Source organism: Microbulbifer pacificus (genome assembly GCF_002959965.1).
Classification (GTDB): Bacteria; Pseudomonadota; Gammaproteobacteria; order Pseudomonadales; family Cellvibrionaceae; genus Microbulbifer; species Microbulbifer pacificus_A.
In genome coordinates this window covers 2,204,256-2,222,462 of the sequence record NZ_PREV01000026.1, presented here as the reverse complement: position 1 = coordinate 2,222,462, position 18,207 = coordinate 2,204,256, and the positions used below count along the sequence as shown (strand labels likewise).

General features: G+C 59.5%; 15 protein-coding genes. 6 read left to right on the top strand and 9 right to left on the bottom strand.

Annotated elements, in window-relative coordinates; translation table 11 throughout:
- The first annotated feature begins 36 nt into the window (after positions 1 to 36).
- The gene (locus tag C3938_RS09730; protein ID WP_158681628.1) at positions 37 to 1,560 is read left to right on the top strand and encodes a tetratricopeptide repeat-containing sulfotransferase family protein; all 1,524 of its coding nucleotides are present in this window, start codon (positions 37 to 39) and stop codon (positions 1,558 to 1,560) included.
- Here the strand turns inward: C3938_RS09730 and trpC are convergent, their stop codons facing one another.
- The 8 genes from trpC to C3938_RS09690 all read right to left on the bottom strand — a co-directional run bounded on the left by trpC (position 1,561) and on the right by C3938_RS09690 (position 9,627).
- Complete coding sequence (gene trpC, locus C3938_RS09725) at positions 1,561 to 2,355, bottom strand: indole-3-glycerol phosphate synthase TrpC (protein WP_105102937.1); 795 nt, start codon at positions 2,353 to 2,355, stop codon at positions 1,561 to 1,563. It abuts the gene before it with no gap.
- Between the two features lie 4 nt (positions 2,356 to 2,359).
- On the bottom strand, positions 2,360 to 3,394 hold the full coding sequence (trpD, locus tag C3938_RS09720) for an anthranilate phosphoribosyltransferase (protein ID WP_105102936.1): 1,035 nt from the start codon (positions 3,392 to 3,394) through the stop codon (positions 2,360 to 2,362).
- Between the two features lie 214 nt (positions 3,395 to 3,608).
- Entirely contained in the window at positions 3,609 to 4,187 is a 579-nt protein-coding gene (locus tag C3938_RS09715; protein ID WP_105102935.1) for an anthranilate synthase component II, read from the bottom strand.
- On the bottom strand, positions 4,184 to 5,050 hold the full coding sequence (locus C3938_RS09710; protein WP_105102934.1) for an ion transporter: 867 nt from the start codon (positions 5,048 to 5,050) through the stop codon (positions 4,184 to 4,186). Before C3938_RS09710 ends, C3938_RS09715 begins: the two co-directional genes overlap by 4 nt.
- A 35-nt stretch (positions 5,051 to 5,085) precedes the next feature.
- The gene (gene trpE, locus C3938_RS09705) at positions 5,086 to 6,567 is read right to left on the bottom strand and encodes an anthranilate synthase component I (protein WP_105102933.1); all 1,482 of its coding nucleotides are present in this window, start codon (positions 6,565 to 6,567) and stop codon (positions 5,086 to 5,088) included.
- Positions 6,568 to 6,930: 363 nt separating this feature from the next.
- Positions 6,931 to 7,599, bottom strand: a complete 669-nt coding sequence (rpe, locus tag C3938_RS09700; RefSeq protein WP_105102932.1) for a ribulose-phosphate 3-epimerase — start codon at positions 7,597 to 7,599, stop codon at positions 6,931 to 6,933.
- 215 nt (positions 7,600 to 7,814) lie between these two features.
- A complete protein-coding gene (gene murU / locus C3938_RS09695; protein ID WP_233998750.1) occupies positions 7,815 to 8,510 on the bottom strand; it encodes an N-acetylmuramate alpha-1-phosphate uridylyltransferase MurU in 696 nt (231 codons plus the stop codon).
- 7 nt (positions 8,511 to 8,517) lie between these two features.
- Positions 8,518 to 9,627: an aminoglycoside phosphotransferase family protein gene (locus tag C3938_RS09690; protein ID WP_105102931.1), complete on the bottom strand. Its 1,110-nt coding sequence runs from the start codon at positions 9,625 to 9,627 to the stop codon at positions 8,518 to 8,520.
- Positions 9,628 to 9,949: 322 nt separating this feature from the next.
- Between C3938_RS09690 and C3938_RS09685 the strand changes: the two genes are divergently transcribed.
- From C3938_RS09685 to C3938_RS09665, 5 genes are read left to right on the top strand one after another with little or no spacing between them, the layout of a single operon-like run.
- Positions 9,950 to 12,577 carry an LPS-assembly protein LptD gene (locus C3938_RS09685; RefSeq protein ID WP_105102930.1) on the top strand — a complete coding sequence of 876 codons (2,628 nt, stop codon included), beginning with the start codon at positions 9,950 to 9,952 and terminating at the stop codon, positions 12,575 to 12,577.
- Positions 12,577 to 13,953 carry a peptidylprolyl isomerase gene (locus C3938_RS09680; protein WP_105102929.1) on the top strand — a complete coding sequence of 459 codons (1,377 nt, stop codon included), beginning with the start codon at positions 12,577 to 12,579 and terminating at the stop codon, positions 13,951 to 13,953. Before C3938_RS09685 ends, C3938_RS09680 begins: the two co-directional genes overlap by 1 nt.
- 34 nt (positions 13,954 to 13,987) lie before the next feature.
- A complete protein-coding gene (gene pdxA / locus C3938_RS09675; protein ID WP_105102928.1) occupies positions 13,988 to 14,989 on the top strand; it encodes a 4-hydroxythreonine-4-phosphate dehydrogenase PdxA in 1,002 nt (333 codons plus the stop codon).
- Positions 14,990 to 15,025: 36 nt separating this feature from the next.
- Positions 15,026 to 15,847: a 16S rRNA (adenine(1518)-N(6)/adenine(1519)-N(6))-dimethyltransferase RsmA gene (gene rsmA / locus C3938_RS09670; protein ID WP_105102927.1), complete on the top strand. Its 822-nt coding sequence runs from the start codon at positions 15,026 to 15,028 to the stop codon at positions 15,845 to 15,847.
- A gap of 12 nt (positions 15,848 to 15,859) precedes the next feature.
- The gene (locus tag C3938_RS09665; protein WP_105102926.1) at positions 15,860 to 16,684 is read left to right on the top strand and encodes a symmetrical bis(5'-nucleosyl)-tetraphosphatase; all 825 of its coding nucleotides are present in this window, start codon (positions 15,860 to 15,862) and stop codon (positions 16,682 to 16,684) included.
- Positions 16,685 to 16,977: 293 nt separating this feature from the next.
- On the opposite strand, the gene galE is transcribed toward C3938_RS09665, so the two are convergent.
- The gene (galE, locus tag C3938_RS09660; RefSeq protein WP_105102925.1) at positions 16,978 to 18,009 is read right to left on the bottom strand and encodes a UDP-glucose 4-epimerase GalE; all 1,032 of its coding nucleotides are present in this window, start codon (positions 18,007 to 18,009) and stop codon (positions 16,978 to 16,980) included.
- Positions 18,010 to 18,207: the final 198 nt, after the last annotated feature.

Here is an 18,207-nt window from a genome sequence, read left to right as displayed (position 1 = left end):
CAGCAACGCGCTGTACAAGCCCTGAACCGCGGCGACATGAAACGTCTTGCGGTTCTCGCAGACCAGTTGCAACAGGTGAATCCCGGGTGTGCCGATGGCTGGTTCTTTGCCAGTATCGCGAGCGCCTCTATGGGCCATATCCGTCGCGCCCTGGAGTTTGTGGATCACGCACTTGAACTCGCACCAAGCAACACGGAATACCTGTCGCAAAAAGCTCGCTGCCATATACAGATTCATCAAGTCAGCAACGCACGCACCACTGCCGATCAGGGAATGTCGATGCGACCGCAATCCGCCTTGCAACTGGATACGTTCGGGGTCGTTTACAGCAAAACCGGAGATCACGGCAAGGCCGCCAACGCGTTTCGGTTAGCGGTAGAAAAGCAACCGGAAAGCCCGCAGTTTCAGTTTAATCTCGGCAGTGCCGAGCAGTTTCTCGGCAATCTGGATGCAGCGCGATCCGCCTATGAGCGTGCGATTGCTCTGCGTCCGGATTTTGCCCGCGCTCACTGGGCCCTTTCCGAACTGGAGAAGAATCTTTCGGAAACAGGACGGCTTCCACAGCTGCGGACAGTATCCCAGACTCGCGCCTACGCACCGGAGGAACAGCTCTATCTCGCCCATGCCATATCCCGGGAATTAGAGCGAGAGAGGGATTTCCAGGGGGCGTTCAGAACACTGGAAATCGCTAAACAAACCTACAAAAACAAAGTTCGTTACGACTTTGCACGCGACCAGAACATCTTCAACAAGGTTAAAAGCGCCTTTTCCTCGCAGGATCCGGCACCGCAGGATGAACGGGGTAACGAGGTCATATTTGTACTGGGTATGCCACGCTCCGGTACTACATTGATCGAACAGGTACTGCATAACCATTCACAGATACACTCCCTTGGAGAATTACAGGAATTTCCACTGGCGGTAAAACACGCCTCCGCCAGCCGTTCACCATCTGTGCTGGATGACAGCGTATTTGAGGGGCTGAAAAAGGCCGACAGACAAGCCATCGGTGAGGAATATCTGACACATATCAGCGATCGGCTGCAGGCAAGTGGCACCAAGGCGCAGCGGTGGATCGACAAATTACCGATGAACTTTCTCTATCTGGGGCTTATTGCGCAATGTCTGCCTGGAGCAAAGTTCATTCAGTTGAATCGCCACCCCCTCGACACCTGTCTGAGCAATTACCGGCAGTTATTCTCGTTCCAGTTTGCCTACTACCACTACAATTTCGACCTGCGAGATACGGCCCGCTATATCGTTGAATACCATCGCCTGATGGAACACTGGAAAACCGTATTTCCGGATCGGATTCATACGGTAAGCTACGAAAATTTCACCGTGCACCCCGAGCGGGAGGCACAGTCGATCATGAAATTTCTGGCGTTGCCATGGGAAGCTGAGTGCCTGGAGTTTCATCGCGCCAATACGGCGGTGTCCACCGCCAGCAGCGTACAGGTGCGGCAACCCATCTATCGCAGTGCAGTGGAGCGCTGGCGCAAGTATGAAAAAGAACTGCAGCCGGCCGTAACTATATTTGAGAAGGCCGGCCTGCTCTGATCAGTTGAACAATTCCATCAGTCGACGTCCCGGCTCCGGCTCGCGCATAAACGCCTCCCCGACCAGGAACGCATCCACATTGTGACCACGCATTGCTGCCACATCGTCGGTAGTGTGGATACCACTTTCCGTCACCACAATGCGATCGTCCGGAATCAACTCCAGCAGTTTGAAAGTGGTTTCGAGTTGTACCTCGAAGGTGTGCAGGTTGCGGTTGTTGATACCGATCAGGCGGTTCGGCAACTTCAGCGCACGCTCCAGTTCTGCGCGATCGTGCACTTCCACCAGCACATCCAGGCCCAGCTCCAATGCCAGATCGTTGAGACCGGCGAGCTGTGTGTCGTCGAGGCAGGCGGCGATCAGCAGGATACAGTCGGCGCCAATGGCGCGGGCTTCATACACCTGATACGGATCGACGATGAAATCCTTGCGGATCACCGGCAGACGCACCGCATTGCGCGCCTGCTGCAGGTATTCATCGCAGCCCTGGAAGTAATCCACATCGGTCAATACCGACAGGCACGCGGCACCGCCCTTCTCATAGCTGGTGGCGATCTCGGCAGGGATGAAATCCTCACGGATTACGCCCTTGCTGGGAGAGGCCTTTTTGATCTCGGCAATCACCGCCGCTTCACCCGCGGCGATCTTGCTTTCGATCGCGCGCACAAATCCACGGCATGACGGCTGCTGCAGAGCGCGCTGCTGCATTTCATCCTGCGAAACCCGCTGCTTGCGCTCGGCAATTTCTTCCCACTTGCGCTGGACGATTGTTTTCAGAATCGTTGGCGTTTCCATAACTTCACTCTTTGAATGCGCTGGTAAAGGCGGCCAGCTCATTGATCTTCTCTCCGGCCAGCCCGCTGTAGATAGCGTCCTGAGCCATACTCACGCCTTCCGCGCGACTCGCGGCCACACCGCTCACGTAGATGGCCATACCGGCATTCATCGCGATGATATCCGCGGCCTTGTCGCCGGCGGCAGTTTCGCGCTTGCCCAGAGCGTCGCGAATCAACGCCAGCGAGGCCTCGGCCCCGTCGACACACAGGCCGTCCAGGTTCTGGCGCTCGATACCGAAATCTTCCGGGGAAATGGTAAATTTTTTCAGCTGCCCGTTTTTCAGCTCCCAACCGCGGGTATCCGCGGCAATACTGATCTCATCCAGGCCGTCGTCACTGTGCAATACCATCGCGTGCTCTGCACCCAGGCTTTGCAAGACTTCGGCGAGCACACGGGTGTAATGCGGATCATAGACACCAATCACCTGGCGCTTGACCCCGGCGGGGTTGGTGAGTGGTCCAAGTAAATTGAAAATCGTGCGCAGCCCCAAGGCCTTGCGCGGCCCGATCGCGTGGCGCATGGCGCTGTGGTAGCTCGGCGCGAACATGAAACCCACCCCCACGCCGTCGATGCAGCGGCCCACCTGTTCCGGGGTAAGAGGCAGATAAATACCGGCCTTTTCCAGCAGGTCTGCAGCGCCGGACGACGAGGAAACCGAGCGGTTGCCGTGCTTCGCCACCCGCGCGCCGGCGGCAGCGGCGACAAAACTGGACGCACTGGAGACATTGAACAGATTGGCACCATCGCCGCCGGTACCGACGATATCTACCGCGTGGTGGTGATCGATCTCCACCTTGGTGGCGAGCTCACGCATCACTTCCACGGCACCGGTGATTTCTTCCACCGACTCACCGGCCATACGCAGGGCAACCAGAAACGCACCAATCTGTGCGTCCTCGGCCTCTCCGCGCATGATCTGGCCCATGGCATCCCGCATTTCCTCGCGGGTCAGATGTTCGCCGTCCACCAGTTTGGCGATGACCTGTTGGATGTTCATTTTTTTGCTCCCCTTCCCTAAGTATTCGTACTCGGGGTTCGCAATTTCTCCGGCGCCAGATACGAAGGCGCTGATGCCGGGATCCGTTTGCGAGACCTTCTAAAACAGGGATGTTTTAGAAGAGCCCCCATGGATGGGTTCACGGCGTGTCTCGCAAACGAATCCTGGCAACAGTGCCGCCACCGATCCACCTACGAAGCGCCGCCAAAAAACCTCAAGACTCCAAAAAATTCCGCAACATATCGTGCCCATGCTGGGTCAGGATCGACTCCGGATGGAACTGCACGCCCTCCACCGCCAGCTCGCGGTGGCGCAGCCCCATGATCTCATCGACCTCACCGTCTTCGGTTTCCGTCCAGGCGGTGATCTCCAGACAATCCGGCAGGCTGCCCTTCTCTACCACCAGTGAATGATAGCGGGTGGCCTCGAATGGATTGGACAGCCCGTGAAACACGCCGATATTGTTGTGCACGATCGGCGACGTCTTGCCGTGCATCACCTGGCGCGCGCGCACCACGCGGCCACCGAACACCTGACCGATACTCTGATGGCCGAGACAGATACCCAGAATTGGAAGCTTCCCGGCATAGGTGCGGATGGTATCCATGGAAATACCCGCCTCATTGGGGGTACAGGGCCCGGGAGAAATCACGATTTTTTCCGGACGCAATTTTTCGATATCCGCAACGCGGATCTCATCGTTGCGCTTCACCACCACCTCCGCACCCAGCTCCGCCAGATACTGCACCACGTTGAAGGTGAAGGAGTCGTAGTTGTCGATCATCAGGATCATGATTCAGTTCCCTTTTCTTGCGACGTGCCGCCCCCGAGGTCACCCAGACGCTTCTGCAAGCGCGCGAGGGACTCCTGAGTGGCGCGCAGCTCGCGCAGAATTTCGGTCTGGCTCGGCGGCATCTGCAATTCATCCAGCCGCCGCAGCTTCGCCTCTTCCAGATTGTTCAGTACCACACCAATGAACAGGTTGATCATCACAAATGCGCCCATCACCACAAAGCTGATGAAGTACACCCAGGCGTAGGGCATGGTCTCCATCGCGGTGTACATGATGTCCGTCCAGTCCTCGAAGGTAACGATACGGAACAGGCTCAGCAGCGCAATGGGCAGACTGCGCCAGTGGGTGGGGTCGATTTCATGAAACAGGAAATAACCGGCCACCGCGTAAATGTAAAAGATGATTCCCATCAGCAGACTGATATGGAACATGCTGGGCAGACTGCGCAGCAGGGTATCCACCAGCAGGCGCAGCTCCGGAAACGCCGATACCAGGCGTAATACCCGCAGCACCCTGACCAGTCGCGCCAGGGTCGCCATCGGCCCCGCGGCGGGAATCAGGCTCAGCACGATGATGGTGAAATCAAAACAGTTCCAGCCATTGGCGAAGTAGCGCCACGGGCGATTGCCGTGGGCCGCAATCTTGATCGCCGCCTCCACCATGAAGGCCAGAAGGATCAGCTGGTTGATACCGTGCAGCACGCCACTGAAACGCTCCACCACCCAGGTGGATGTTTCCAGTCCCACCACCACGGCATTGATCGCAATCAGAGCGATGATGATCTGATTGAACAGCGGCAGATCCACCAACTGGCGGCACTGCTCTGTAAAACTGCGCTTTTGTTGTACTGAGATTTCGCTCATCGGTTTAACAGCATCCAATGGTTACACAGTAAAAATTATTGCCCGGTGGCGATGGCCACCGCGCGGAACAGTGCCCGCGCCTTGTTCATGGTCTCATCCCACTCGGATTGCGGATCGGAATCCGCCACCAGACCGGCACCGGCCTGCACATAAATTTTTTCGTCCTTGATCACCGCGGTGCGAATGGCAATCGCGGTATCCATATTGCCGTTCCAGGCGAGATAACCCACGGCGCCGCCGTAGACCCCGCGTTTCTCCGGCTCCAGTTCGTCGATGATTTCCATGGCGCGGATCTTCGGCGCACCGGACAGCGTTCCCGCTGGGTGTGCCGCGCGCAGAGCATCGATGCCGGTGAGTCCTGGCTTGATCCTGCCGGTGACGTTGGACACGATGTGCATCACATGGGAGTAGCGCTCCACCACCATTTTTTCCGTGACCCGCACACTGCCGGTCTCGGCCACACGCCCCACATCGTTGCGCCCGAGGTCAATCAACATCAGATGTTCGGCGATCTCCTTCGGGTCCGCCAGCAGATCCCGCTCCAGCGCCCGATCCTGCTCTTCAGTCGCGCCGCGACGGCGGGTGCCGGCAATCGGGCGTACGGTCATGTCACCGTCTTCCAGGTGTACCAGAATCTCCGGACTTGAGCCCACTACCTGGTGGTCACCGAGATCAAGGAAATACATATAGGGAGAGGGGTTGAGACTGCGCAGGGCACGGTAGAGATTCAGCGGCGGGACGTTGAACGGCGCCGACAACCGCTGCGACGGCACCACCTGCATCACATCGCCGGCGAGGATATATTCCTTCACCCGATGTACGCCCTGCTTGAATTTTTCTTCGCCGAAATGCGAGGTAAATTCCTGTTCCGCAGTGTGATCGCCATCGATCCCCAGTGGGTCGACACGGGTGAGCGGCTGAGACAGTTGTCCTACCAGTTCGTCGAGACGGCGCTGAGCCTGCTCCATCGCGCCCGCCTGAGCGGGATCGGCGTGCACGATAAAAATCACCGCGCCGGCGAGATTATCGAATACCACCAGTTCGTCGCTGACCATCAGCAGAATGTCGGGGGTACCGAGAGTGTCCGGTGGGCAGCTGTCAGCGAGCTTTGGCTCCACATAACGGACACAATCGTAGCCAAAGTAGCCGACGAGGCCGCCATTAAAGCGTGGCAGACCTTCAATTTCCGGGACCTTATAGCGCTCTTTGAACGTCTCCACAAAAGCCAGCGGGTCTTTTACCTGCAACTGCTCTATGACTTTGCCGTCACGCTCGATGCTGACCTCGTGCCCGGATGCGCGCAACACGGTGCGCGCAGGCAGGCCGATGATGGAATAACGCCCCCATTTTTCCCCGCCCTGCACGGATTCGAACAGGTAGCTGTAGCGACCGCCATCGCGCGCGGCGAGCTTCATGTAGGTGGTCAACGGGGTTTCGATGTCGGCCAGTACACGACGGACAAGAGGTATGCGGTTAAATCCTTCAGACGCAAGTTGGGCGTATTCGCTGGGGGTCATGGTGACTCCGGTGTATGCAATGCTTCGATTTGTAGTACGGGGCCAGGATTGCGCATCTTTGGTGGAATCCTACCCGCGGGAAAGGCGCCCGTCGGACCAGCTCCTGGTCTTCAGGCTTCAGCGGATCAGTGGCGCCATCGCCAGCTGTTGATGTGGGGGGCAGTGCAGTTCAATGTCACTTTCTCGCAGCGTTGGGGTCGCAGCCTCGCGTTGCTTCCCTGTATTCCGGCGAGCAAGTGTACAAATCTCTGGTAGGGGCGGCAAGCACCAGATTTTGTTGCTCCGTTGTGGCCCTTTGCGGTCCTTTGTGACCGAATGACCGAATGAGGGAGAGTGGCGCCGGGGCGCCACTTCTCAAGAACCTCAGACCTGCGCCAGTTCCGCCCGCATGGCCTTGACCACTTCGGCGTAGTCAGCGGCATTGAAGATCGCGGAACCAGCGACGAAGCTGTCCGCACCCGCCTTGGCGATTTCGCGGATATTGTCCTTGGTCACGCCACCATCGATTTCGAGGCGGATGTCGAGGCCGGAGTCGTCTATGAGTTTGCGCGCTTCGGTGAGCTTGCCGAGGGTGGCGGGGATGAATTTCTGGCCGCCGAAGCCGGGGTTTACGGACATGAGCAGGATCATATCGAGTTTATCCAGTACGTATTTCGCCGCGTCGAGGCTGGAGGCGGGATTGAATACGAGGCCTGCTTTGCAGCCGAGTGACTGGATCAGCTGCAGGGAGCGGTCGACGTGTCGGCTGGCTTCCGGGTGGAAGGTGATGTAGGTGGCGCCGGCGTCGGCGAACATACGGATCATGTCGTCGACGGGTTCGACCATCAGGTGGACGTCGATGGGGGCGGTGACGCCGTGGTTGCGGAGCGCCTTGCAGACCATGGGGCCGATGGTGAGGTTGGGGACGTAGTGGTTGTCCATTACGTCGAAGTGCACCCAATCGGCGCCAGCGGCGAGGACGTTGTCGACTTCTTCCCCCAATCGGGCGAAGTCGGCGGAGAGGATGGAGGGTGCAATTTTGTAGTCCGGCATGTTCTCGTCTCGGTGCTTTGGTTTTTGCCTGATTCCGGAGCTTCTCGTTTTGGTGGAGTCCGGTGGCGGTCGGGCGCTGGGTGGCGCTTTTCAGGACCGCTGTAAACCCATCCCTGGGAGCTTCGGCGCAAACATCCTGTTTGCGACGATCCTGAAAAGCGCCACCCAGCACCCGACCTTCAATTTGAATTTCTGTGCTTCGTGGATGATTGAGGCTATTCAGCCCGCAGCCTTTCTTCCAGATTATTCAATCTTTCCGGGGTACCCACATCACACCAGTCGCCCTCATACACTTCCGCCTGCATCAGGTCTTCGTTGTGGGCGAAGACTTCGCCGAGGCCATAGCGCTCGCGCGCATTGGGGTAGCCTGTCAGTATTTCCGGTTTCAGGTAGCTGATGCCGGCAAAGGTGTAGCGCGGTTTGGTGGTGCCGGAGAGCAGGCCATTGTCTATACCAAAGTCACCTTCAGGATTATGCGGTGGGTTCGGCACCATCAGCAGGCGCCCCGGGCAGTTTTGCGGCAACGGGTTGCAAAGCCAGCTGGAAAAATCGAAGTCGCACCAGACGTCGCCGTTGGCCACCAGAAATGGCCCTTCCCCCAGCAACGGCAGAGCCTTGGTGATGCCGCCTGCAGTTTCCAGCGGTTCGCTTTCCTCGGAGTAGCGAATTTCAAGCCCAAAGCGCTCGCCGCCGCCGAGATGGTCGCGGATCTGGCCGCCGAGGTGCGCGAGGTTGATGACAACCCGCTCGACACCGGCCGCCGAGAGACGCTCGAGGGTGTATTCGATCAGGGGCTTGCCGAGCACCGGGATCAATGGTTTGGGCATGCGGTCGGTGAGCGGGCGCATGCGCTTGCCAAATCCGGCGGCGAGTACCATGGCGGTGGGGGCCGATGTAAGTTTGTGTGTCATGTTGGTCTTATCGGACGACTTCGGTTTCCGCGGGGTGACGTTCGCCAGCGGTGCGGTAATCGCGGTACCAGTCCTGCTGCTCGATCAGCGGCAGGATTTCGGTGCGGAACCAGTCGGCGAAGGGCCGGGTTTCCGGGTATCGCTCACTGACTTCCAGGGTATAGCGGATCACCAGGGGCAGATCCGGCAGGTAGCCGTGCTTGCCATCGCGCAGGTACAGGCGCGGAAAAAGACCGAGGACTTTGAAGTGGCGCTGTAATCCGATCCAGTCAAACCAGCGCAGGAAGGTTTTGGGATCGACTTCCGGGATGATGCCGGCGTCCATGGCGGAGGAGGCGTAGGCAAGCGCCCAGTTTTCCACCTGTTCCCGCGGCCAACGGATGTAGCAGTCCCTCAGCAGGGAGACGAGATCGTAGGTGACCGGTCCCCACACAGCGTCCTGGAAGTCGACCACGCCGGGGCGCTCGCCGCTGCGCATCATCAGATTGCGACTGTGATAGTCCCGGTGCACCAGTACCTGCGGCTGACTGCTGGCACTGTCGAGCAGGTGGGCGAAGGTGCGCTCCAGCAGATGGTGCTCGTCGGCACTCAGCTCCCGCCCCAGTAGTTTGCCGATCAGCCATTCCGGCAGCAACGACATCTCCATGTGCAGCAGTTCACGGTTGTAGGGCGGGAACAGCCCTTCGGCACGCGGGATCTGCTGCAGGCAAAGCAGCTCATTGATGACTTCCGCGTAGAGGCCGGCGACGCTGTCAGAATTGAGCATTCGCAGGAGCTGAATGTCACCCAGGTCCTCCAGCAGCATAAAGCCGTGCTCGACGTCCGCGGCGATCACCAGCGGGGTGTGAACACCGTTCCGCCGCAGATAGTCAGCGAGTGCAACAAAGCGGTTGATGTTGGTTTTGCTCGGAGGAGAATCCACCGCAATCAGTGCCGGCGTGGTATCGGTGCGGAAATAGCGGCGGAAACCGGCGTCCCCGGACAGCGACTTCAGATTCAGGCTGTGCTCAAGCGGCGGCACATCCAGTACTTCATGCCCGGACTGGAGGGCACGAGCGGCCCACTGGCGCAGCGCTTCGCGACGCTCATCCGGGGCCTGGGTTACACATTCATTCATCCGCCACCTGCTCTGGTCGATACTGCTGATTCGGAGAGATCACTTTGCGAGCGCCTGAAAACTGCGCATTGTAACGGCGCTGGCGATGCGGATCACCCGCTATTGTTTCCATGGTTACGGCCATTCAAGTAGAATCGACCGCTGATTTTTGCGCGCCAGCCTGCCAGCGCCCCTGCCATTTCCAGTCTTTGTCACAAGCGCTGACCTCTCAGCACTTCCACACTGGCGGAATAAACCCTGGCGGACGGGCTCCGCAACCACCCCGGATCGCGCGCACTCGCCAACGGAACAGACTCTAAAGATAGCCGGAACCATTCACTCGATGCTGGAAGCTTCCCGCTGGCGCCACCTTGCGCTGGCCATTGGACAATTATCACGCCCGCGCTCTCTCGCATTGGGCCTGCTCGCGGCCCAGCCCCTGTGGACGCTGCCCGCGATTGCGGACACGGCCACCGGTGCCCAACCCGGAACCCCTCCGGCGGCACAGCCGGAAGCAAATCCCTACCTCTACCTCGACTGGTTTCCAAAGAACCAGCTGGATCCCGTCGAGCGCAGTCTGCTGGCCCCGGTATGCGGCGGCACCTTCATCGAGCCTCCGCGCACCTATCCCAATGCCAATCTGCTGCCGGAAGAGGCCCCCCTGCGCGCTACCGCGGACAGTTCCAACTGGCTGGAAGACGGCACGGCACAGCTGCGTGGTAATGTGCACATTACCCAGGGTTACCGCCAGCTGTTTGCCGATCAGGTGGACGTGAACCGGGAAGAGAGCACGGCCTACCTGAGCGGCGCCATCGAAATGCGCGAACCCAGCCTGCTGGTGCGGGGCAAGGCGGCAGAGGTACACACCGACAGCAAAGCGGCATCCATCGAAGACGCCACCTATGTGGTGCACGACGAGTTCGTACACGGCTCCGCCCGCTTCGCCTCGCGCGAGGCCAGTGGCGAGCTGATTCTCACCGATGGCAGTTACACCCGCTGCGAACCAGACGACGTTTTCTGGCGCATGAGCGGTGGCGAGATCACTATCGACAATGTGGAGCGCCAGGGAACCGCGCGCAATGTGCGCCTGGAAATCGCCGATGTCCCGGTGTTCTATTTCCCCTACCTGCGCTTCCCGGTGGGCAGCGAGCGCATGTCCGGCTTCCTGTTTCCCAGCATCAGCAACAGCGATGAGAATGGCTGGGATATCGCCGTGCCCTACTACTGGAACATCGCCCCGCAGCTGGACGCCACCATCATCCCCCGCTATGTGCAGTACCGCGGCACCGGGCTGGAACTTGAAACCCGCCACCTGAGCCCGTGGTTCAATACCGAACTGCGCATGGCCGATCTGCCCAATGACAAGGGGGGTAACGACGACGATGCGCAGCGTCTGATCAATGAGGGCTTCCCGGAGGATCTGGTGCTGCCCGCCAAGGGAGAGGATCGCTGGTTTGTAAACCTGGATCAGCAGGGCGGCAATGGCGGCTTGTGGCGTACGCGCATCAATTACACCAAGGTCAGCGACGCGGACTATTTCCGCGATCTGGACAACGCCGAGCTGGAAACCCCGCAGATCACCAACCCCCGTACGCTCACCGCGCTCAACCAGTCCGCGGAGGCCAGCCTCACCAGCGAGCACTGGTTCGCGGGTATCCGCGCCCAGGAATACCAGCAGCTGGTCAAGGATGCATTCGATACCTACAGCCAGCTGCCCCGGGTCAACCTGAACGGCAACTACAAGTGGAATGACTGGCAGTTGCTGATGGATCACGAGATCACCAGTTTCGACCATGCGGACACCCAGACCGTCCGTTTTATTGCCAATGTGGACGACCCCGACAGTGAAACCTCGTTGACGCGGAATTTCGTCAATGCCACACGCACCTATGTGGAATACAGTTTTGGCTGGGACAAACAGTGGCTGTGGGGCTTCCTCAACCCGAAAGTGACCGGTATCTACCTCGGCTATGACCTCGCCGAGACCTTCCTTGCCGACCCGGCCCACAACACGCCGGAAACGTCCGCGGGTCAGCTCACCATCGACAGCGGACTGTTTTTCGAGCGCTACGGTAACCTGTTGCAGCGTGAGTACATCCAGACTCTGGAGCCGCGCCTGTTCCTGATGGCGAGCAGCAACGCCGACCAGAGCGATTTCCTGAACGTGAGTACCAAGGGCGACGACGGCGGCAACGACCTGCTGTACGACACCTCGCTGTTCACCTTCAGTTACGACCAGTTATTCCGCGACAGCCGCTTCAATGGCCACGATCGTATCGACGATGCCGATCGCGCGGCTCTCGGCCTCACCACCCGTTTTATCGACCCGCGCAGCGGGCGCGATCTGTTCTCCGCCAGTGCCGGACAGATTTTCTACTCGGAAAGCAGCCGTATCGAGTTGCGGGAGTTCATCGAGGAAGTACCGCGCTCCGAGTTCGCCGCGCGCCTCGAGAGCCGCCCCACAGACGCCCTGCGGATCAGTAGTGAAGTGATCTACCATGACACGGACCACACCATTAACCGCGGCAACGTGACCCTGCGCTACCTGGACAGTGATTTCCGCCTGCTCAATGTGGGTTATCGCTACCTGCGCAAGGAAGAAGTTTACGACTCCACCGACTCCTATCTGGTGCAGGGACCGGTGAAGCAGGCGGATGTATCCACCGCCTGGCCCATCAACGATCGGCTGTCCATCCTGGCCGCGGCCGCTTACGATTTCACCTTCGACCGGGAACTGGAATACCTGGCGGGACTCGAATACGACACGTGCTGTTATCGCACCCGGCTGCTGTGGCGCCGCGAGCTGGATAACGACCTGGCGGACGTGGTGCCACCGGAAGAGCTGCAGTTTGACGAAGGCATCTATATTGAACTGCAGCTGAAGGGCCTCGCCGGTATCGGCGGCTCGGTGACCCGTATGCTCAGCCAGGGCATCGCCAACTTTGACCAGAGAGAAGTACTGAAACAGTGATGACAATAATGCAGATGTTCAACTTCCCCCGTCGCGGCGCGCTCGCCGTCGCCGCCCTGTGCGCCTGTTGCGCCCTCGCCCTGCCCGCTCAGGCGCAGGTGCAAAAGCTCGATCGAGTAGTGGCGGTCGTCGATGACGACGTGGTCATGGCCAGTGAGCTGCAGCAGCGTATGAACACCATTACCCAGCAGATCGCCGCCCAGAACGTGCAGGCCCCACCCATTGATATTCTGCGCCGCCAGGTACTGGAGCAGTTGATCATCGAGCGCCTGCAGTTGCAGATGGGCGCCCGCGCCGGTGTCACCATCCCGGAGGAAGAACTGGACCAGGCCATTGCCCGGGTCCAGCAGAACATGAACATGTCTCCGGCGGAGTTTCAGCGGAAGCTGGAGGCGGACGGCATATCCAACAATGCCTTCCGCCAGCAGATCCGCCAGGAGCTGATCATCCGCCGTGTGGAACAGGGCAGCGTGGCGCGCCGTATCCAGATTACCGATCAGGACATCAACAACTTCCTGCGCTCCAAGGAGGGTGAATTCTGGAAGTCCCCGCAATATCAGCTGGGGCATATCCTCATTCCTGTGGGCTCCAGCGCCCCGGCGGAGGAAGTCGCCGCGGCCCGCGCCAAGGCGGATGCGGTGTATGACAAAGCCAGCAAAGGCGAAGACTTCCGCGCTTTGGCCATTTCCAACTCCGCGGGCCAGAACGCCCTCCAGGGCGGCGATCTGGGCTGGCGTAAAACCGTGGAGCTGCCCACCCTGTTCTCCGATGCTCTCGATGGACTCAAAGTCGGTGAGACCACCAAGCCCTTCCGCAGCGACGCGGGTTTCCACCTGCTGAAAATTCACGAACAGCGCGGTTCTACCGAACAGGTGGTCGAGCAGACCAAGGTACGTCACATTCTGGTGAAGACCTCCGCGATCCGCGACGATGACGCCGCCTATAACCTGCTGACAGATCTGCGCAGCAAGATCGAGGCCGGCGAGCTCAAGTTTGAAGACGCCGCCAAGGAAAACTCCGAGGACATCGGCACCATGCTGCAGGGCGGTGATCTGGGCTGGTCCAACCCCGGACAGTTTGTACCGGAATTCACCCAGGCCATGAACAACACCCCGGTGGGTGAGATCAGCATGCCCTTCCGCAGCCAGTTCGGCTGGCACATATTGCAGGTCGAGGGCCGCCGCCAGCAGGATATGACCGAACAGTACATCCGCAACCAGGCCGCCAATCTGCTGCGCAACCGCCGCTACGAGGAAGAACTGCAAAACTGGCGTCAGGAAATCCGTGACCAGGCCTATGTGGAAATCAAACTTCCCGAGCTGACAGATCAGCCGCAACCCGGCGAATCCCAGCCGAGAAACGTTGAAGGCCAATAACCGCCCCAGTCATTCAAGGCCCATCCTAACCGCGATGATTCCCCGAATTGCACTCACTCCCGGCGAACCCGCCGGGATAGGCCCGGAGCTCGCCATCAAACTGGCGAGTTCCAGACGCGCACCGGATATCGCCGCCGCACAGATCATCGCCATCGCCGATCCCGAGCTGTTGCGGCAGGAAGCCGCGCGCCAGGGCAAGACACTGCGGCTGCTGCCATTTCAGCCCGACCAGCCCGCCGAGGCCACACCCGCCGACAGCCTGCACATTTTGCCGGTCGCACTCACGGAGCCTGCCAGTCCTGGACATCTCTGCCCAGCTAACGGCCCCTATGTGCTGGAGACTCTGAGACTTGCCGCCGATGGCTGCAAGCATCGCGCGTTCGATGCCATTGTTACCGGCCCGGTGCACAAGGGTGTCATCAATGACGCGGGTATTCCGTTCAGCGGACACACGGAGTATTTCGCCGAACAGGCGGGCGTAGAGAAGGTGGTGATGATGCTCGCCGCCGACGACCTGCGGGTAGCGCTGGCCACCACCCATTTGCCTCTGAAAGAGGTAAGCAGCGCCATCAACGGCGACGCGCTGCAGCAGGTACTGACCATCCTCAACCGCAGCCTGCAACAGCAGTTCCGCATCGAGCGTCCGCGCATCGGTGTGTGCGGTCTCAACCCCCATGCCGGCGAAGGCGGGCATCTGGGGCGCGAGGAAATCGAAGTCATCGAACCGGCGCTGAATGCCCTGCGCGCACTGGGCCTCGATCTCATTGGCCCGCTGCCCGCCGATACCCTGTTCACCCCACCGCAACTGGCGCGCTGTGACGCAGTCCTTGCCATGTACCACGACCAGGGGCTGCCGGTGTTAAAATTCAAGGGTTTCGGGCGCGCCATCAATATCACGCTGGGGCTGCCGTTTATCCGCACCTCGGTGGATCACGGCACCGCACTCAATATTGCCGGTCAGGGCATCGCCGATACCGGCAGCCTGATCGCCGCCCTGAGCCAGGCCATCGAACTGGTCCAGCTGCGCCAGCTGTAACCGGCGCCCCAACCTATTACTCACACGATTTTTTTCATGGACAATTTTTTCCAACACAAGGCGCGCAAGCGCTTCGGCCAGAATTTCCTCGTCGATGAGAACATCATCGAGCGCATCGTGCGCGCCATCGGCCCCAAGGACACCGACAAGCTGGTGGAAATCGGCCCCGGCCAGGGCGCCATCACCGCGCTGCTGCTGGACAAGTGCCCGTCGCTCACCGCGGTGGAACTGGACCGCGACCTGATCCCGATGCTCCAGTTCAAGTTCCGCGATTTCCCCGACTTCACCATCATCGAAAAGGACGCTCTGAAATTCGATTTCGGCAGCCTCGCCCAGGGTGAAAGTGAGCAACTGCGCATTGTCGGCAACCTCCCCTACAACATTTCCACGCCGCTGCTGTTCCATTTGCTGAGTTTCCGCGGCAAGGTGAAGGACATGCACTTCATGCTGCAGAAAGAAGTGGTGGACCGTCTGAGCGCGGTACCCGGTGCCAAGTCCTACGGTCGCCTGAGCGTGATGACCCAGTACCATTGCCGCGTACAGGGACTGTTCCCGGTGCCACCGCAGTCGTTCCGCCCGGCCCCCAAGGTGGACTCCGCCATCGTGCGCCTCATCCCGCACCAGACGCTGCCGCACCCCGCAAGCGATGAAGCCCTGCTGGAGCGCATCGTCAGTGTCGCCTTTCAGCAGCGCCGCAAAACCCTGCGCAACGCGCTGAAGCCCCTGTTCCCGGAGCTGGACCCGGAGCAGTTGCCGGTGGATGCAAGCCGCCGCCCGGAAACCCTGAGCGTGAAGGAGTATGTGGAGCTGGCGGAATTCTGCGGCAAGCTCACTCCATCACCGGATCAAGCGCAGTAAGCGGGGCAGGTTTTGGCAACATACGCAATCGGTGATATCCAGGGCTGCCTGGAGCCCTTCGAAAGACTACTGAAGAAAATCCGCTTCAATCCGGACAGAGACAGACTGTGGCTCGCCGGTGACATGGTCCACCGCGGTCCTGACAGCCTCGGTACCCTGCGTCTTCTTTACCAGCTCCGCCACCAGATCACCGCGGTGCTCGGCAATCACGACCTGCATCTGCTGGCCATCGCCCACGGCGCCAAGCGCCTCACCGACAAGGAGCACGACCTCGCCGAAGTGCTGCGCGCAAAAGACGCGGATACGTTACTGGGCTGGCTACAGGACCAGCCGCTGATGGTGCACAAGAAAGTCGCCGACAAATATTTCTCCATGGTGCATGCCGGTATCCCGCCCATGTGGAGCATGAGCCGGGCGCTGGAACTGGCGAGTGAAGTGCATCGCGCCCTGCGCGACCCGGCGATGACCAAAGCCTATTTCTACGGCATGTACGGCAACGAGCCGCACCTGTGGAGCGACCACCTGATCGGCGTTGAGCGTCTGCGCTCCATCACCAATTACTTTACCCGCATGCGTTTTTGCAAAGCCGACGGCACTCTGGACCTCATCACCAAACAGGGCCCCCTGGCCGCACACCACGACTACAAGCCGTGGTTCAGTTTCAAGGATCGCAAAACAAAAAACGACCGGATCATTTTCGGTCACTGGGCGGCGCTGGAGGGAGAAGCGAATACCAAGAACGTGTACGCGCTGGACACGGGATGTGTGTGGGGTGGTTATCTCACCGCGATGCGGTTGGAGGATGAGGAATTCTTCTGCGCGGACTGCGCCTTTTAAATTCGCCGCACAATCACGTATCCCGACTTCCGGCGGGCCACATAAGACCCGCGGGGTCGCAGGACTCGAAGCATTCCCGGGTAAACCATCACAACCGCTGCCGTCAGGTTATTGCACAGGTGCAGCAACACAGCAGCACTCTTCTCGTGGGCAAAAACCCAGCGTCAACGCAAAACAGAATTCAATAATTGCGCCATTCAATCGCAGGCGCACCACACCGGATTACAGGCAATAAAAAGCCGCACTTCTTACTTCGAGGTGCGGCCTCTTAATTAGCAGCGAGAGTTCGGGCTTCAGTTGTCCGAAACATATCCCCGTGGATTCTGCGACTGCCAGCGCCAGGTATCTTCCACCATTCGCTTCAGGTCGTATTCCGCCTTCCAATCCAACTCCCGCTGGGCGTATGTGGGGTCGGCATAGCACTCGGCGATGTCGCCCGGACGACGCGGCACGATCTGGTAAGGGATTTCACGGTCTGACACCTCGGCGAAGGCGCGCACGATTTCCAGTACCGAACTACCACGACCGGTACCCAGGTTGTAGGTGTAACAGCCCGCGTCGGTGCCAGTGCTCTGCAGCTTGTTTAACGCCGCCAGATGACCGCGGGCCAGATCCACCACGTGAATATAATCCCGCACACCAGTGCCATCCGGGGTGGGGTAGTCGTTACCAAATACCTGTAACTGCGGCAGGCGGCCTACCGCCACTTGGGCCACATAGGGCAACAGGTTGTTGGGTATTCCCGCGGGGTCCTCTCCGATACGTCCGCTCTTGTGGGCACCAATGGGATTAAAATAGCGCAACAGACTGACTTTCCAGGTATTCCCCGGCGCGCTGCACAGATCTCGCAAGATGTCTTCCACCATCAATTTACTCGCACCATAGGGGTTGGTGGCACCGGTGGGGAAGTCCTCGCGGATGGGAACGCTGGCGGGGTCGCCGTAGACCGTGGCCGAGGAGCTGAAGATCAACTGGTTTACACCAAACTCCTGCATTACCTCGCACAGGGTCAGCGTACCGGCAACATTGTTCTGGTAATAACGCAGGGGCTGGGACACAGACTCCCCAACGGCCTTCAATCCAGCAAAATGGATTACGGCGGAAACGGCGTGATTGCGGAAAATTTCCCGCAGCCCTTCCGCATCGCGGATATCCACCTCGTGAAAATGTATCGACTTACCGGTGATTGACTCTACACGAGCCAGCGCTTCCTTACTGCTGTTACACAGATTGTCCACCACCACCGGCTCAATGCCGGCTTCCAGCAGTTCCACGCAGGTATGACTGCCGATATAGCCGGCGCCTCCGGTGACCAGAACCTTCATGATCTTCCTTAGTTATCCATTTATACGTCGCGTATGCACCGCAAGTGCCGCTAGCGGGCGGTGTGCCATGCAGATGTGGGACGTAGTTTACGCGGTATGCGCCCTTCGCAAAACTGACGCCAGTTTCTACCCATCTTTAATCTATCTGCCGTTGAACGCCACAGCGCTGACTATCCTGAAAGTGCGGGGAGCAGTCCC

Coding starts and splice junctions, on each gene's coding strand:
- C3938_RS09730 (WP_158681628.1), top strand. CDS start 37: ATGAAACGTCTTGCGGTTCTCGCAGACCAGTTGCAACAGGTGAATCCC.
- trpC (WP_105102937.1), bottom strand. CDS start 2,355: ATGGAAACGCCAACGATTCTGAAAACAATCGTCCAGCGCAAGTGGGAA.
- trpD (WP_105102936.1), bottom strand. CDS start 3,394: ATGAACATCCAACAGGTCATCGCCAAACTGGTGGACGGCGAACATCTG.
- C3938_RS09715 (WP_105102935.1), bottom strand. CDS start 4,187: ATGATCCTGATGATCGACAACTACGACTCCTTCACCTTCAACGTGGTG.
- C3938_RS09710 (WP_105102934.1), bottom strand. CDS start 5,050: ATGAGCGAAATCTCAGTACAACAAAAGCGCAGTTTTACAGAGCAGTGC.
- trpE (WP_105102933.1), bottom strand. CDS start 6,567: ATGACCCCCAGCGAATACGCCCAACTTGCGTCTGAAGGATTTAACCGC.
- rpe (WP_105102932.1), bottom strand. CDS start 7,599: ATGCCGGACTACAAAATTGCACCCTCCATCCTCTCCGCCGACTTCGCC.
- murU (WP_233998750.1), bottom strand. CDS start 8,510: ATGACACACAAACTTACATCGGCCCCCACCGCCATGGTACTCGCCGCC.
- C3938_RS09690 (WP_105102931.1), bottom strand. CDS start 9,627: ATGAATGAATGTGTAACCCAGGCCCCGGATGAGCGTCGCGAAGCGCTG.
- C3938_RS09685 (WP_105102930.1), top strand. CDS start 9,950: ATGCTGGAAGCTTCCCGCTGGCGCCACCTTGCGCTGGCCATTGGACAA.
- C3938_RS09680 (WP_105102929.1), top strand. CDS start 12,577: ATGACAATAATGCAGATGTTCAACTTCCCCCGTCGCGGCGCGCTCGCC.
- pdxA (WP_105102928.1), top strand. CDS start 13,988: ATGATTCCCCGAATTGCACTCACTCCCGGCGAACCCGCCGGGATAGGC.
- rsmA (WP_105102927.1), top strand. CDS start 15,026: ATGGACAATTTTTTCCAACACAAGGCGCGCAAGCGCTTCGGCCAGAAT.
- galE (WP_105102925.1), bottom strand. CDS start 18,009: ATGAAGGTTCTGGTCACCGGAGGCGCCGGCTATATCGGCAGTCATACC.